Origin of the sequence: Novosphingobium sp., assembly GCF_025351285.1 — a bacterium.
Lineage (GTDB): Bacteria > Pseudomonadota > Alphaproteobacteria > Sphingomonadales > Sphingomonadaceae > Novosphingobium.
In genome coordinates this window covers 40,310-54,802 of record NZ_JANXWG010000034.1, presented here as the reverse complement: position 1 = coordinate 54,802, position 14,493 = coordinate 40,310, and the positions used below count along the sequence as shown (strand labels likewise).

The 14,493-nt window shown below is 66.4% G+C and carries 15 protein-coding genes and 1 pseudogene; 9 read left to right on the top strand and 7 right to left on the bottom strand.

The annotated features are described in order from the left end of the window. The 3 genes and pseudogenes from Q0R16_RS04195 to crtI form a co-directional block, all read left to right on the top strand. Positions 1-188, top strand: a pseudogene (locus Q0R16_RS04195) (hypothetical protein); the annotation flags it as partial. A 70-nt stretch (positions 189-258) separates the two neighbouring features. Next, positions 259-1,149: a Brp/Blh family beta-carotene 15,15'-dioxygenase gene (locus Q0R16_RS04190; RefSeq protein ID WP_295632368.1), complete on the top strand. Its 891-nt coding sequence runs from the start codon at positions 259-261 to the stop codon at positions 1,147-1,149. Beyond that, the gene (crtI, locus tag Q0R16_RS04185; RefSeq protein WP_295632365.1) at positions 1,146-2,765 is read left to right on the top strand and encodes a phytoene desaturase family protein; all 1,620 of its coding nucleotides are present in this window, start codon (positions 1,146-1,148) and stop codon (positions 2,763-2,765) included. The genes Q0R16_RS04190 and crtI overlap by 4 nt, the downstream gene beginning before the upstream one ends. A gap of 28 nt (positions 2,766-2,793) precedes the next feature. Here crtI and Q0R16_RS04180 read toward each other — a convergent pair whose 3' ends face one another. After that, entirely contained in the window at positions 2,794-3,327 is a 534-nt protein-coding gene (locus Q0R16_RS04180; RefSeq protein ID WP_295632361.1) for a peroxiredoxin, read from the bottom strand. A 41-nt stretch (positions 3,328-3,368) separates the two neighbouring features. After that, complete coding sequence (locus tag Q0R16_RS04175) at positions 3,369-4,283, bottom strand: polyprenyl synthetase family protein (RefSeq protein WP_295632357.1); 915 nt, start codon at positions 4,281-4,283, stop codon at positions 3,369-3,371. Positions 4,284-4,423: 140 nt separating this feature from the next. Here Q0R16_RS04175 and Q0R16_RS04170 point away from each other — a divergent pair, with 140 nt between their 5' ends. Beyond that, positions 4,424-4,927: a sterol desaturase family protein gene (locus Q0R16_RS04170; RefSeq protein ID WP_295632355.1), complete on the top strand. Its 504-nt coding sequence runs from the start codon at positions 4,424-4,426 to the stop codon at positions 4,925-4,927. Here Q0R16_RS04170 and Q0R16_RS04165 read toward each other — a convergent pair. After that, entirely contained in the window at positions 4,907-5,854 is a 948-nt protein-coding gene (locus Q0R16_RS04165) for a phytoene/squalene synthase family protein (RefSeq protein ID WP_295632351.1), read from the bottom strand. The two genes, Q0R16_RS04170 and Q0R16_RS04165, sit on opposite strands and share 21 nt — an antisense overlap. Next, positions 5,851-7,020: a lycopene beta-cyclase CrtY gene (gene crtY / locus Q0R16_RS04160; protein WP_295632347.1), complete on the bottom strand. Its 1,170-nt coding sequence runs from the start codon at positions 7,018-7,020 to the stop codon at positions 5,851-5,853. The genes Q0R16_RS04165 and crtY overlap by 4 nt, the downstream gene beginning before the upstream one ends. Before the next feature lie 96 nt (positions 7,021-7,116). On the opposite strand from crtY, the gene Q0R16_RS04155 reads away from it, so the two are divergent. Next, positions 7,117-7,809: a sterol desaturase family protein gene (locus tag Q0R16_RS04155; protein ID WP_295632344.1), complete on the top strand. Its 693-nt coding sequence runs from the start codon at positions 7,117-7,119 to the stop codon at positions 7,807-7,809. A gap of 2 nt (positions 7,810-7,811) precedes the next feature. Here Q0R16_RS04155 and Q0R16_RS04150 read toward each other — a convergent pair whose 3' ends face one another. Further along, positions 7,812-8,282 carry a TspO/MBR family protein gene (locus Q0R16_RS04150; protein WP_295632341.1) on the bottom strand — a complete coding sequence of 157 codons (471 nt, stop codon included), beginning with the start codon at positions 8,280-8,282 and terminating at the stop codon, positions 7,812-7,814. A gap of 49 nt (positions 8,283-8,331) precedes the next feature. On the opposite strand from Q0R16_RS04150, the gene Q0R16_RS04145 reads away from it, so the two are divergent. The 4 genes from Q0R16_RS04145 to Q0R16_RS04130 are packed head-to-tail and all read left to right on the top strand — an operon-like array spanning position 8,332 to position 12,111. Continuing rightward, complete coding sequence (locus tag Q0R16_RS04145) at positions 8,332-9,321, top strand: ATP-binding protein (RefSeq protein WP_295632338.1); 990 nt, start codon at positions 8,332-8,334, stop codon at positions 9,319-9,321. Beyond that, a complete protein-coding gene (locus Q0R16_RS04140) occupies positions 9,318-11,045 on the top strand; it encodes a magnesium chelatase subunit D (protein WP_295632334.1) in 1,728 nt (575 codons plus the stop codon). The genes Q0R16_RS04145 and Q0R16_RS04140 overlap by 4 nt, the downstream gene beginning before the upstream one ends. After that, positions 11,042-11,929: an alpha/beta fold hydrolase BchO gene (gene bchO, locus Q0R16_RS04135; RefSeq protein ID WP_295632331.1), complete on the top strand. Its 888-nt coding sequence runs from the start codon at positions 11,042-11,044 to the stop codon at positions 11,927-11,929. Before Q0R16_RS04140 ends, bchO begins: the two co-directional genes overlap by 4 nt. Then, the gene (locus Q0R16_RS04130) at positions 11,926-12,111 is read left to right on the top strand and encodes a hypothetical protein (protein WP_295632328.1); all 186 of its coding nucleotides are present in this window, start codon (positions 11,926-11,928) and stop codon (positions 12,109-12,111) included. The genes bchO and Q0R16_RS04130 overlap by 4 nt, the downstream gene beginning before the upstream one ends. Here Q0R16_RS04130 and Q0R16_RS04125 read toward each other — a convergent pair. After that, the gene (locus Q0R16_RS04125; RefSeq protein ID WP_366857084.1) at positions 12,058-13,005 is read right to left on the bottom strand and encodes a hydratase; all 948 of its coding nucleotides are present in this window, start codon (positions 13,003-13,005) and stop codon (positions 12,058-12,060) included. The two genes, Q0R16_RS04130 and Q0R16_RS04125, sit on opposite strands and share 54 nt — an antisense overlap. Continuing rightward, a complete protein-coding gene (gene crtD, locus Q0R16_RS04120; RefSeq protein ID WP_295632325.1) occupies positions 12,891-14,465 on the bottom strand; it encodes a 1-hydroxycarotenoid 3,4-desaturase CrtD in 1,575 nt (524 codons plus the stop codon). Before crtD ends, Q0R16_RS04125 begins: the two co-directional genes overlap by 115 nt. Between the last annotated feature and the right edge of the window lie 28 nt (positions 14,466-14,493).

The following is a 14,493-nucleotide window of genomic DNA, read 5'->3' as shown; positions in this document are numbered from 1 at the left end:
TCTACATGGCACCTTATGTCGGTTTGACCGGGGGAACGGTAACCACGACAATCCAGATCGGTTACACGATTGCCGACATTCTCGCCAAGGCCGGGCTCGGTGTGCTGATTTTCCTCATCGCCGCGCGCAAGTCCGAAGTCGAAGCGGGCGCACACGGCGGGACGGAGCCGAAAGGCCTGACTGCCTGATCCGATGCCTGTGCTGGCCCATACCCTGGCCGCAGCGAAGCTCCGCGTTCCCACCGGGCGCGGAGCATTCGTGCATCCATTGTTCTGGCTGGCGGCGGTCGCGCTCGCGGTCGGGCTGATGCTGCGCGCGCCGCTGTCGCAGCCGGCGGCAATCGCCACGGCAACGATCGTGATGATCGGTGGCGGGTTGCCGCATGGGGCCTACGACATGGCGCTGCTGCGTCGTGCGGCTTCGCTCGATCGGTCTGCCATGGCGCTGGCGGTGAGCAGCTATGCGGCGATCGTCGCGCTCATGGCGCTCCTGTGGATCGCGGCGCCGCTGCTGACGCTCGTCCTGTTCCTGGCGGTGTCGGCATTCCATTTCGGCGAGGACTGGGCGATGCTCGATGTGGCGCTGCTGCGGTTTGCTGCAGGAGCGGCGGTGATCGCGGCGGCCGCGATCGGGCATCCGACGGGCGTGGCCGCGTTGTTCGTGGCCATGAGCGACGCGCGGGCCGCGATTGTCGCGAAAGTGGTCATTGCGGCGGCGCCGGTGGCGTTGCTGGTCACGTCGGTGGGCGTGGCAACCGCCTGGCGCAACGGCAATCGCCAGTGGGCTGCTGCAATGGTGGTCTGTCTCGCCATGCTTGTGGCGCTGCCGCCGGTTGCAGGGTTCACGCTGTTTTTCGTGTTCCTGCACGCGCCGCGGCACCTGGCGCAATCGCGAGCCTCGCTGCGTGACATGTCCCAAACACGCTGGCTGGCGACCGGAACACTGTTTTCGGCGGCCACGCTGATCGGCTGGTGGGCGCAGCAAAGAGTGGTGCCAGGGCAAATCGGCGGGAGCTGGGCAGCGCAGGCGTTCCAGTTGCTGGCATCGGTGGCCGTGCCGCACCTTGCGCTGTCGCGCTGGCTGGAAAAACGGCTAGAGCGACCGCATTCATCCAGATCAGAATGCTCGTTTGCAAAGGCCAGTGCATGACCCGTCGTAGCGCCATCGTGATCGGATCGGGCATCGGCGGCATCGCTTGCGCGATCCGGTTGCAGAGCCTGGGGTTCGACACCACGATCGTCGAGCAGCTCGACCAGCCCGGCGGGCGCGCTTACGTGCGGCGCGAACAGGGCTTTACCTTCGACATGGGGCCAACGGTGCTGACCGTGCCGCACTTCATCGAGGAGCTGTTCGCGCTCGAACGCGATGTGGCGATGCTGGCGGCGCCCGATTTCCCGCCCGATGTGCTATCCGACAACCCCGTCGGGAGCGATGGCAAGACCGGCGGGCCGAACACGCGGCGCTATGTCGATATCGTGCCGATCCTGCCGTTCTATCGCATCTATTTCGATGACGGCACATTCTTCGATTACAACGCCGACCAGGCGCATGTGCGCGCGCAGATCGCGCGGCTCGCGCCCGAGGATGTGGAGGGGTACGAACGCTTCCACGAAGCCGCGCGCGCGATCTTCGAGCGCGGGTTTCTGGAACTGGGCTATACCTATTTCGGCAGCCTGGGTTCGATGTTCGGGGTCTTGCCCGATCTGCTCAAGCTGGGAGCGATCCAGCCGCTGTTTTCGCTCGTTTCGAAGTACTTCAAAAGCGACAAGATGCGGCAGGTGTTCAGCTTCGAGCCGCTGCTGGTGGGCGGTAACCCGCTCAAAGTGCCGGCGATCTACGCGATGATCCATTTCGTCGAGAAGACCTGGGGCATCCACTACGCGATGGGCGGCACCGGCGCGCTGGTGGCGGCGCTGGTGCGCAAGTTCGAGGAACTGGGCGGGACATTGCGGTTGAACGCCGCGGTGGCGAAGATCGACGTCGAAAAGCGCGGGCGCAGCCACGTGGCCGCAGGCGTGACGCTGGCGTCAGGCGAGCTCCTTGCGGCCGATCTGGTGGTCTCGAACGCCGATTACGCCACCACCTATTTGCGCCTCGTCGACAAGGTGCACCGCAAGATCAATCGCGATGCGGTGGTCAAGTTTCGCAAGCAGAGCATGTCGCTGATGGTGATCTATTTCGGCTATGCCAAGCGCGATGGCGATCCCGATCTGCGGCACCACAACATCATCCTCGGGCCGCGTTACGAGGAATTGCTCACCGACATCTTCGAACGCAAGATCCTGGCCGAAGACTTCTCGCAATACCTGCACATCCCCACGCTCACCGATCCGAGCATGGCGCCGGAGGGCCATCACGCGGCCTATACGTTGATCCCGGTGCCCAACACGCTGGGCCAGACCGACTGGGGCGTGACCGGCGAACAGTTTGCCGACAAGGTAATCGGCTTCCTCGATGATCGCGGCTATATCCCCGGGTTGCGCGAACGGATGGTCTATCGCAGCTTCGTGACGCCCGAATATTTCGAGCAGGTGCTGGGCTCGTATGCCGGCAACGGCTTCGGCGTGGAGCCACGGCTGACGCAGACCGCGTTCTTCCGGCCACACAACCGCAGCGAGGACGTGACCGGGCTGTATCTGGTCGGCCAAGGCACGCAGCCCGGCGGGGGCACGCCCTCGGTGATGATGTCCGCCAAGATGACCGCGCGCGAAATTGCTCGCGATTTCAAGGTCGATCAGCGGATTGTCGAGGGCCTGCCGGCGTAACGCTGGCCAACTTCGAAAAAATGTCCGCTTAGCGCTTGGTGGCCCGCCACGCCTTGACCGCATCCATCGTCCTGCCAACATGGCCGGCGGGGCTGAGCGCACTGTAAGCCAGCAGCACGCGGCCGCCGGGCGCGATCACGTACGATGTGCGGTTCGACACGCCCATCAGCGGCAGCGTGACCTTGTACGCCGAAATCAACTTTCCGCTGGCCGAGGCGACGGCGAACTTGTTGCGGCATTCGGACACCGAAAACTTGTTGAGCTTGTCGATTGGATCGGCCGAAACGCCCACTACGGTGGCGCCCAGCGCGTTGAACGTCGCGGTGGCTTCGGCGAAGTCATGCGCTTCGATCGTGCAGCCGCTGGTGAAGGCGGCGGGGAAGAAATAGAGCACGACCGGGCCCTTGCGCAGCGCATCGGCCAGGTGGAACGTGAAGGGCTTGCCCGCGAGCGAGGCCTGTGTGGTGAAATCGGGAGCCTGCGCGCCGAGTTTCAGTGCAGCCAGCGACGGGCTGGCGGTGACGAGCGCAGCCAAGGCCAGCAGATGCTTGATTCGGATCATGACTCGGTTCCTGTCGGTCGTGATGGCGGGGATGCCAGATTTCAATTCAATCGGTTGATCGCCAGCCGGGTCAGGTCACGCAGGATCGAGGCTTCCTGCCCGAACCCTGCGAGCGCCTCTTCGCATTCGCGCGCCAGCCGGGCCACTTCGGTGCGGGTCTTGTCGAGCCCCATCACGCTCAGCGTGGTTTTGCGGCCCTTGCCCTGGTCCTTGCCGACCGCTTTGCCGACGATGATCTCGTCCCCGATCCGGTCGAGCACATCGTCGCGGATCTGGAACGCACGCCCCAGCGCCCGCGCGAATCGCGTCAACTCCGCGGACTGTTCGGGGGTACAATGGCCCAGCATCGCGCCTGCTTCGACGCAGTAGCTGATCAGCGCGCCCGTCTTGAGCGTTTCGCACATCGCCACCTCATCGACCGACGCGTCGGGCGGCGGGTACAAATCCATCATCTGCCCGCCGGCGAGGCCATCCTGCCCCATCGCGCGCGCCAACGTCAGCACCAGCTTGATGCGCACGCCGGCGTCAGGATGCGTGGCTTCGTGGCCGAGCAGTTCGAACGCCAGCGCCAGCAGCGAATCGCCGGCCAGCACCGCGGTCGCTTCGTCGAAGGCCTTGTGCACGGTGGGCTTGCCGCGCCGAAAATCGTCGTTGTCCATGCACGGCAGGTCATCGTGGATCAGCGACTGCGCGTGCACGCATTCGATCGCCGCACCGACCCGCAGCGCATGGTCGTAAGCTCCGCCGACGAGGTCAGCCACCGCAACGGTCAGCAGAGCGCGGAACCGCTTGCCCCCTGGGACCACCGCATAGCGCATCGCCTGGGCCAACCGCATCGGGCTGCCGGTGCCGACCGGAATCGCCTCGAACATCAGCCGATCGAGATCGTTGGTCAGCCGCTGGGTGTGAAGTCGCAGTTTCTCGATCTGTGGCAGCGACGGAGTGGAGGACTGCATATTTCCCCGTGAGGTATCGAGAGCGACCTGCGTATGTCCTTCTATAAACCACAGCAAAAGCCGGATTGCCAGAGCGCAGGCACCACCGGCACCAAGGGGCGTTTGCTTGTTGGCGCGCTGCGCGATAATCGGCGGCAGTAATGAGTGAAGTCGCAATCTTTCTGGCAACCGTCGCGGGCATGGAACTTTTTGCCTATGTCATGCACCGCTGGGTGATGCACGGGCCGGGCTGGTTTCTTCACGCCAGCCACCACCGCGCGCGGAGCGGCTGGTTCGAGCTGAACGACCTTTACGCGGTGATCTTCGCAGTCCCATCGATCGTGCTGATCGACCTTGGCGTCGCCTACGGCTGGGGCAGCGGGGTGACCGCAGTCGGCGCCGGGATCGCAGGCTATGGCGCGATCTATTTCGGCTTTCACGACTGGATCGTCCACCGCCGGCTGCCGCACCGGATCGTGCCGCGCTCGGCCTATTTCAAGCGCATCGTCCAGGCGCACCGCATCCACCATGTGGTGGAAAGCAAGCACGGCACGGTCAGCTTCGGCTTTCTTTACGCACCGCCGGTCGACCTGTTGAAACAGCAGTTGCGCGAGAGCCAGGACGGCGAACTGCGCGCACCCGTCCTAGACCGGCGCCGTCCATAGCCCGTGGCGCGATGCCGCTGGTGACGGTCGGGCCGATCGCGCGGCAGCCACCGCCAGCAGCGCCAGTTTCTGCGAGCCGATGATGCGCACGCGGGTATCCCACGCCGCCGGGCCCTTGCGGATGACCCGCTCACCGATCTCGCCATAGATCGCCTCGGCCGCCAGCACAGCCAGCCGCGAACGCAGCGGCAACCGTGCCGCACCCACCCGCGCCGATGCGCGATAAGCACGCGCCAGATGCACCAGCCGCCCCGCGACGCCGGCCAGCGATTCGCGGTTCGCCGCAAGTCCGAGCGTTTCGGGACCGAGGTTCGCTTCGTCCAACCACTCCGCCGGCAGATAAACCCGGCCGGTTGCTGCATCGGGCACGATATCGCGCGCGATATTGGCAAGCTGGAATGCAATGCCCAGATCGCAGGCGCGGTCCAGCGTGTCGGTATCGGCCGGATCGACGCCCATCACCACCGCCATCATCCGACCGACCGAGCCTGCAACATGATAGCAATAGCGCAACAAATCATCGGTCGATTGCGGACTCCAGCCTTGCGCATCCAACGCAAAGCCTTCGAGCAGATCGTCGATCCACTGGCGCGGAATATCGACTTCGCGCGACAACTGCCGCAGCGCGGCGAACGGCAACGGCACCGTCGCTTCTTCGTCCAATGCCGTTCGGGTCAATTCGACCAGCCGCGCTTGCTGCACCAGCGGATTGCCTGCCACCGGTTCGGACGCACGCCCGGCATGGCCCGCTTCCTGGCCGTCGGTGAGATCGTCGGCCGCGCGACACCAGCAATAAAGCAGCCACGCCCGCTCACGCGCTTCGCGCCCGAACAGCCGGCTCGCCACCGCGAAGCTGTGCGACCCTTGCGTGATGCTGGCATGGGCCTGCTTCACCAGCGCGGCCCGCGCGATGCCTTCAGCCATCATCGCAGACCCGTCGCCGAATAGCGCAGCGAGCGCAATGCCGCGCCGATCGGCACCGGTGGCTTGCCGGTGAGAATGCGCGCCTTGTCGAACATCGTCAGATCACCACTGTAAAACCGCGCGATCAGCGGTTCGGACAAGCGATAAAACCGCTCGAAAATGCGATAGCGTTCGTGCGGTGCCGCAGCGTGGAAAATCATGCTGTTGAGCAGGCGATAGTAGGCCGATTGCTGCCAGTGCGAGATGAATTGCTGCCGGCTCCACGCCGCCAGCGCGGGCGCCGAAAAGTCATCGCATTGCGCCAGTTCCAGCGCGGTGCGCAGTGCCAGCGCGAACGAATAGCCGGTGGTGGCCTGGAAGAACCCGCCCTTGATTCCCAGCCGCGCCACCGGATCGTCCGCCGGCCAGAACACATCGGGATCACCGCCGATGCAGATCGGCAGCACGCCGGTTTCGCGCCGGATTTCGGGCGCGTCGATACCTTGGGCCAGCGCCGCGGCGCGCACCCGGGTCGAAACCTGCTCGACATCGAGCACCGGCTTGTCGCTGTAATAGGTGTCCTCCACCAGCACGCGATCGGCGGCCAGCGGCAGGGTATAGACGAACCGATAGCCATCGATTTGCGGTACGCTGGCATCCATGATCGTGACGCATTCCGGGTCCAGCACTTTCGCCGCGAATTCGATCCCGACGAATTTCTGCCAGCCCAGTTCCAGCCCGGGCATGGGTCCATCCGGCCCACGCGCATCGATCACCGCGCAGGCGCTGATTGCATCGCCGCTGTCCAGCACCACACGCTGGGGCTCGATCCGTGCCACCATGCAATCGCAGCGCCATTGATCGCGCGGCAGGCGTTCGCGCACCAGTGCATCGAGCCGGGGCGAAGCGACCGCGTTGTACCGATGTTCGATCATTCGCTCATGCCCTGGGAAGGCGACCTGATAACGTGGCCAGACCCTTGGCTCCAACGCGCGCACCCATTCCTCCCCGCCGGGCGGGATGTCGCTATCGAAGAACGACCAGGTATGGTTGCCGCCGAACACGCTGCCCGCTTCGAGCAGCAGCAGCGGACGATCGGGCTGCCGCCGCGACAGCACCAGCGCGGCGAGCGATCCGGCCAGCCCGCCTCCGACGATGATCAGCGGATCTTGATTTACGGACTCTTGCATTGCCATGGTCTTAGTGCTGCCGGGCTGCTAATCCAAGCCATGCCTCTTGGTGCAGTTTCATTTCCGTGGCCGGCCGTGCTGGGCAGCGCGCTAGCCATGTCGGCGATCGTCGCAGTGCGCTATCTGTTGAGCAGCGGCGCTTTTGCCTGGGCGAGCGAGCGCCGGATGCCGGGGCTTCATGCACGGCTGGGCGGCCAGGTTCGCCGCGAGATCGCATGGTCGCTGGCCAGCGCCGCTGTGTATGGCATCCCGGCTGGCATCGTTGCCTGGGGCTGGCGCGCACGCGGATGGACGCGGCTTTACGAGAATGTCCACGAATGGCCGCTGTGGTGGCTGCCGCTGTCGTTCGTGCTGTGCCTGCTGCTGCACGATACGTGGTTCTACTGGACGCACCGCCTGCTCCACCGCCCCGCATGGTTCCGCGCGGCGCATGCGGTTCATCATGCCAGCCGTCCGCCGACCGCGTGGGCAGCGATGAGCTTTCACCCGTGGGAAGCGCTGAGCGGCGCGTTGATCATCCCGGCGCTGACGCTGCTGTTGCCGATCCACGTGGGCGTGCTGATCGCGTTGCTGTCGGTGATGACGGTGATGGGCGTGACCAATCACATGGGGTGGGAACTGTTCCCGCGCGCCTTCGTCAATGGTGCGTCCGGCCGCTGGATCATCACCGCGACGCACCACCAGCTTCACCACGACAAGTACAATTGCAATTACGGGCTCTATTTCCGGCTGTGGGATCGCATGATGGGCACCGATGCCGGGTTGGGCAAGTTTCCTGAGCCGAAATAGGTTCAGGCGAACGGCTTGTTCAGCCGCACGATCGCCGAATTGAGCCAGGCCGCAAAGCTGACCCACGCGAGGTAAGGCACGATCAGCAGGCTCGCCTGATGCGAGATCGGCCACAAGCCCGCCACCAGCGCCACCAGCGAGCCCCACAGGAACACCACCTCGATCAGCGCCCAATCGGGCCGGCGAGCGCGGAAAAACAGCGGGCTCCACAGCGCATGAAACACCGCGTTGGTGGCGAACAGGATGATCACGCTCGTCCGCGCCGCCGGATCGGATGCGGCGTTCCAGGCGATCACCGCCGACCACGCGGCAAGGCCCAGGATCACCGTCCAGGCCGGACCGAACAGCCAGTTGGGTGGCTGCAACCGCGGCTTGCGCAGATTGGCATACCACGGCCCGATCGGCGTCATCAGCCCACCGAAGCCGCCGAGGGCCACCGCGACACCCACGGCTACTATAATCGGTACCGACATCTTGCTAAGCCCATCTTGCGGAGTGTCCAGCGCGTGTTACACACCCGCCATGCGTGTGTCCTTCCCATTTTCCGCAATCGTCGGCCAGGACGAGATGAAACGCGCGCTGCTGATCGCCGCGGTCGATGCGCGGATCGGCGGGGTGATGGTGTTCGGCGATCGCGGCACCGGCAAATCGACCGCGGTGCGCGCGCTGGCGGCGTTGCTGCCGCCGATCCCTGTTTCGCAAGGCGGCTATCAGGACGGCAGCCCGCCGCAAGGCAAACCCGGCGCGACGATGCCCGTGCCGTTCGTGGATCTGCCGCTGGGCGCAACCGAGGATCGCGTGGTCGGCGCGCTAGATCTCGAACGCGCACTCAGCGCCGGGGTCAAGGCGTTCGAGCCCGGGCTGCTGGCACGCGCACATGGCGGTTTCCTGTACATCGACGAGGTCAACCTGCTCGAGGACCATATCGTCGATCTACTGCTCGACGTGGCCGCATCGGGCGAAAACGTGGTCGAGCGCGAGGGGTTGAGCGTGCGGCATCCGGCCAAGTTCGTGCTGGTCGGCAGCGGCAATCCCGAGGAGGGCGAACTGCGCCCGCAATTGCTCGACCGCTTCGGGCTGTCGGTCGAAGTGCGCACGCCGCAGGACCTGAAGCAGCGCGTCGAGATCCTCAAGCGCTGCGACGCGTTCGAGCGCACGCCCGAGAGCTTTGCCGAAACCTGGCGCAAGGCCGAACGCAAGACGCTGAAGCAGATCGCGCGCGGCCGCGCGGCGCTGGCGGACGTGGTGGTGCCCGATGACGTGCTGGTGCTGGCTTCGCGGCTGTGCATCGCGATGGGCGCCGACGGGTTGCGCGGCGAGCTTACGCTGATGCGATCGGGGCGTGCGCTGGCCGCGCTCGATGGCGCGGACGTGGTCACGGCCAGGCATATCCGCACCGTCGCGCCGATGGCCCTGCGCCACCGCTTGCGCCGCAACGTGCTCGATGAAACCGGCTCGACCGTGCGGATCGAGCGCGCGCTGGAGGAACTCGCGGAGGAACTGGTGTCTTGAGCGCGCCCGGCGCCGGTATACCAGATCCCTTTAGCGATGCCCTGATTGCAGCCCGGCTGTGCGCGGCCGATCCGGGGCTGGGCGGTCTGATCCTGCGCGGCGGCTGGGATTTGCGCGATGCCGTGATCAGCGAACTGCGCGAACATTTGCCGCCGGGCGCGCCGGTTCGCCGCATCCCATCGCACATCGATGACGAGAGGCTGCTCGGCGGGATCGACCTGACCGCTACGCTGTCGCGCGGCGAGGCGGTTTCGCGGATCGGCCTGCTTGCCGAGGCCGATGGCGGGTTGGTGATCGTGCCGATGGCCGAACGGCTATCCGATGCTGTCGCCGGCCGGATTGCGGCGGTGATGGACACCGGCGAACTGGTGGTCGAACGCGATGGAATGGCGTTGCGCGGGGCTGCGCGGTTCGTGATCGTGGCGCTCGATGATGGGGTCGAACCCGACGAGCGGCCAGCGGCGGGGCTGGTCGAGCGGATGGCATTTTCGATCGACTTATCGCAGTTGCCGCACGGCTATCGCGATTCCGCCGCGTTGGACGACGCCGATACGCCACAAGGTGACCCGCTGCCGTTGCACGATGTGCTGACCGCGCTCGCAGCCACCGCCGCCGCGCTCGGCATCGACTCGGCGCGTGCACCATTGTTCGCACTTCGGGCCGCGCGGGGCCGGGCGAAACTTGCCGGGCGCGAGGCTATCACAAGCGAGGACGTCGCGTTCGCCGCCCGGCTGGTGCTGGCGCCGCGCGCAACGCGCGTGCCGGCCACGGCGGCGGACGAGCCCGAACACGATACGCCGCCCCCTCCCCCCGATACCGAAAACCAGGACGGCGACGAAGAAAACGGGGGTGTGCCCGACCCGGTGCAGGACATCGTTCTCGCCGCAGCGATGGCGGCGATCCCGCGCGATGTGCTGGCGCGGATTGCCGAAGGCGGTGGCCGACGTGCGCGCACTGCCGATGCGCGCGGCGCCGGCGAGCGGCGCAAATCGGGGGCGCGTGGCCGGCCCAAGGGCACCGTGGCAGGCGTACCGGGTGGCGGCCGGCGGCTGAGCCTGATCGACACGCTACGCGCTGCCGCGCCGTGGCAGAAGTTGCGTAACGCCGATGGCCGCATCGCCATCCGGCGCGACGATCTTCGCGTCCGCCGGTTCGAAACCCGCGCCGAAGTCGTGACGATTTTCGCGGTCGATGCCTCGGGATCATCGGCGCTGGCGCGGCTGGCCGAGGCGAAAGGCGCGGTCGAACTTCTGCTTGCCGAAGCCTACGTGAAGCGCGCGTCGGTCGCGCTGGTGGCGTTCCGCGGCATCGCTGCCGAACTGCTGCTGCCGCCCACGCGCTCGCTCGCTCGCGCGCGGAAGATGCTCGCACAATTGCCCGGTGGTGGAGGAACGCCGCTCGCCGCCGGCCTCAACGCCGCGCGCGACCTGGCCGAAGCGGCGCGCGCACGTGGCCGCACGCCGTTCCTGGTGATCCTCACCGACGGTCGAGCCAACATCGCCGCCGATGGCCGTGCCGTGCGTATCAACGCCGAGGCCGATGCAATCGCCGCTGCAAAGGCCATCGCCGCGGCCGGTATCGGCGCTGCCTTCGTGGATATCTCGGCACGCCCCCGGCCCGAAGGTGCAGCGCTCGCCGCCGCCATGCGCGCACGCTACCTGCCACTGCCGCGCGCCGATTCAGCCGCCATGCACACCGCGATCCGGCAGGCGCAGCAGGCGTGACAAATGCTCCTAGCTGGACGGTGGAGGGCCGCACTTGGCCCAACCGGGCGAGCAGCCGCTTCGTCGATGTCGGGCGGCAGCGCTGGCATGTACAGGTCATGGGGCCAGAGGGTGCGCCCGTAGTGCTCCTGCTCCACGGCACCGGGGCCGCGACACACAGTTGGCGCGATCTGGCGCCCCTGCTTGCCGCGCAGTTCAGGGTGGTTGCGCTCGATTTGCCAGGGCACGGATTTACCAGCGGCCGCCCCGCCAACGGACTGGCCATGCCGGCAATGGCGCGTGAGGTGAGCGACCTGATGGTGGCGTTCGCACTCGAACCTGCCCTCATCGTCGGCCATTCCGCCGGGGCCGCGATCGCGATCCGCATGGTGATCGACGGTCATGCAAAACCTGCTGCGATCGTCGGGCTATCGGCCGCGCTGCTGCCCTTCCCCGGGCTTGCCGCCAAACTGTTTCCAACGCTGGCGCGGCTGCTGTTCGTCAACCCGCTGGCGCCGCATCTGTTCGCGCGACTCGGCCGCATTCGGGGCGAGACCGGGCGGTTCCTGGCGCGCAGCACGGGTTCACGGATCGATGCGGCAGGCATCGACTGCTACCAGAAGCTGTTCGCAACATCCGGCCATTGCTCGGGCGCGATCACGATGATGGCCGATTGGGACTTGCCCGCACTCAAGCGCGAACTGCCGCGCTTGTCCGTCCCGCTGCTGATGATCCACGGCGAGGCCGACGCCGCGATTCCGCTATCGAACGCGCGCGAGGCTGCCGCGATGGTTGCCAACGCACGGCTGATCGCGCTGCCCGGTCTCGGCCATCTTGCGCACGAGGAGAAATCGGGCGACATTGCTGCGCTCATCACGGAATTTGCTGCGGAGGTTTCCCGATGAATTCGTCGTACTTCAGCTTGTTCGACATGGCGATCTGCGGCGTGCCCGCGCTCGGCTTTGCGGTGTGGCAGCTCATCTCGGTCAACCGCGAGATTGCCAAGGATAAGGCCGCGAAGGATGCCGCGCCATCACCAGAAGGCGCGCGGCATCCGGTAGGGGAGCATCGACTGGACGATCGGTGAGCGGAAACGCGCGAGCGACAGGCTTTCGTGCACCGCCTCGACATCCTCGCCGAACAGCCGCGTCGCCAGCTTCGATCGCGCATAGAACGGCGCATCGATCCAGGTCTTGATTACGCGCGGGGTCGATCCCTCGTCGGCCCGCGTCGCGCGTTTGACCAGCCAGCCGGTGCGCGGCAGCCTAGCTTTTGCGGGCTGCACCACATCGTGCCAACGCCCCTGCCGATCGAGCTTGACCGCGAGGTCGAACGGCGTGCCATCGCGGCGGCGCCCTTCATACAGCACCGCCACATCGTTCTTCATATGCGCGCGCGACCAGTGCCAATCGTCAAATCCATCCTCCAATGGCTCATCGCCGAAGTTCGAATCGAAATAGCCCGATCCCGACCAGCGTACGCCCGGATGCGACATCTCCACTTCGACATGCGCGCGCGGTGCCACCGGGTGCCAGCGATGCCGCCGCGCCGGATCGAGCGCAAACGCGGTCGTGCCGATCATCTCGGGCCGCACCCGCACCGTGCCGCGCACTTTGTAAGGCAGCGGCGCCGAGATTTCGGCGATGTCGATCACCAGCGTATCGCCATCCCAGCTCAAGCCGCTCGGCCCGACGCTGAAATGATCGGCCGAACGATCGACCCGTGCAGCGCCGCGCTCGGTCATCGCCCAGGCACTCCCACGCGGGCCGTTGAGCGAGACGTTGATCGCGCAGTGATTTTCGGGCCTCTGCCGACCGCTAAGCTTGTAATACGGCGAGAAAACGCTGCCGATAAAGGCGATGATCGTCAGCCCGTACTGGCCGCCATCTGGTCCTTTGGCGTCGCTGGTCGCGTCGATGTACCACCAGGCATAGCCACTGGGCGCGACCGCGACATCGAAGCGCGGTCCTGCAGCAGGCAATCGGCGGCTAGTCGGCCGGAAAGCGCGGCCATCGGGACGCCCGCGCCCGGGTGTGTGCTCCCGCCCGCGCAATAGAGCCCAGGGATCCGCGTCCGGCTGCCTTGCCGGCGGAAGGAGGCCGCCCACCCGTGCGAGGCCGGTCCATAAAGGGCTCCACCCGTCGACGGACACAGGCTCTCGAACCCGGCCGGCGTGGTCAGCACCGTCGAAGGCGCCAGATCGAGCAAAAGCCCCGCTTGCGAAACCCTGTCCAGCATCTGCCGTGTGCATGTCTCGATCTCCGCTGAAGTGAAGCCGCGCCCGTCGCCGATCGGCGGCGCGTTGACGATGATCTGGACCCGCTCGCTGTCGGGCTGGCCGGCCGCTTGATGGGCGGCATCGCGGTCTTGCGCGCAGAGGTACACGCTGGGCGAATCCGCCAGCCGACCCTTGGCCAGCGCAGTGAACTCCGCCGCGTAGTCTTGGGAAAAGAACACGTTGTGGCGCTGCAGCGGAAAGCCCGTTGTCTTCGCGCGCCCCGTCCACACCATCGCGCCCAGCGAACGCCGGCGTTGCGGAATCCGGGAGGTGGCGCGCTGGACCGCGCTGCCGAAACGCCCGGCGCCGATCGCCGCGGGATCGGCGTTGCAGATGACCGAGGTCGCGCCGATCCGCTCGCCATTTTGCAGGACAACACCGCTCGTGCGCCCGCGTTCGACCAAGACCTCGCGCACCGCCGCACCATAACGGAAGGTCACGCCCAGCGATCGCCCGAGGTCCTCCAGCGCGATCGCCAGCCGGTGCATGCCACCTTCGATCAGCCACACGCCGCTGGCTTCGACATGCGCGATCAGCATCAGCGTGGCCGGACAATCGAACGGCGATGAACCGCAATATGTCGCATAGCGGCCGAACAACTGCTGCAACCGTGGGTCCGGGAAATAGCCGCCCAGTGCGCGCCACAGCGAGGTATAGGGTCGCAGCGTACAGTAATCGGCAAAACCGCGCAGCCCCATGCGCCAGCCCAGCGTGATCGGATCAGTATTGGTCCGCCGCAGGAACGGCCGGTCGAGCGCGTTGAAGATGCGCGCAGCTTCGGCACGGAATGCCCGATAGCCATGCGCGGCGGAGGCGCCGGCAAAATCACCGATCGCGGCCTCGCTGGCGGCGGGATCGGCGAACAGGTCGAGCCGGTCCTGCCCCCAGGCGTGCCGCGCCAGGATCGTTGCGGACCGCATCTGGAGGTGATCGTCGAGATCGGCGCCACAGGCCGCAAAGATGTCCGCAAATACGTCGCGCATCGTAAACACGGTCGGCCCGCCATCGATGGCATCGCCGTCGACCAGAATCGAGCGCAGCTTTCCACCCGGGCCCGCCGCCGCCTCGATCAACGTGACGTCGCAACCGCGCGCAGCGAGCAGGGCGGCGCTGACCAGCCCGCCCACTCCTGCTCCGATCACGACCACGCGCTCGCCGGACATTCAGTTCCCACTCCCATGGCGACCCGCC

Excerpts from the sequence above, each read along its gene's own strand:
- Q0R16_RS04170 (WP_295632355.1), top strand. The coding sequence starts at position 4,424 with ATGAGTGAAGTCGCAATCTTTCTGGCAACCGTCGCGGGCATGGAACTT.
- Q0R16_RS04155 (WP_295632344.1), top strand. The coding sequence starts at position 7,117 with ATGTCGGCGATCGTCGCAGTGCGCTATCTGTTGAGCAGCGGCGCTTTT.
- Q0R16_RS04175 (WP_295632357.1), bottom strand. The coding sequence starts at position 4,283 with ATGCAGTCCTCCACTCCGTCGCTGCCACAGATCGAGAAACTGCGACTT.
- crtY (WP_295632347.1), bottom strand. The coding sequence starts at position 7,020 with ATGCAAGAGTCCGTAAATCAAGATCCGCTGATCATCGTCGGAGGCGGG.
- Q0R16_RS04130 (WP_295632328.1), top strand. The coding sequence starts at position 11,926 with ATGAATTCGTCGTACTTCAGCTTGTTCGACATGGCGATCTGCGGCGTG.
- crtI (WP_295632365.1), top strand. The coding sequence starts at position 1,146 with ATGACCCGTCGTAGCGCCATCGTGATCGGATCGGGCATCGGCGGCATC.
- Q0R16_RS04145 (WP_295632338.1), top strand. The coding sequence starts at position 8,332 with ATGCGTGTGTCCTTCCCATTTTCCGCAATCGTCGGCCAGGACGAGATG.
- Q0R16_RS04150 (WP_295632341.1), bottom strand. The coding sequence starts at position 8,282 with ATGTCGGTACCGATTATAGTAGCCGTGGGTGTCGCGGTGGCCCTCGGC.
- Q0R16_RS04180 (WP_295632361.1), bottom strand. The coding sequence starts at position 3,327 with ATGATCCGAATCAAGCATCTGCTGGCCTTGGCTGCGCTCGTCACCGCC.
- Q0R16_RS04165 (WP_295632351.1), bottom strand. The coding sequence starts at position 5,854 with ATGATGGCTGAAGGCATCGCGCGGGCCGCGCTGGTGAAGCAGGCCCAT.
- crtD (WP_295632325.1), bottom strand. The coding sequence starts at position 14,465 with ATGTCCGGCGAGCGCGTGGTCGTGATCGGAGCAGGAGTGGGCGGGCTG.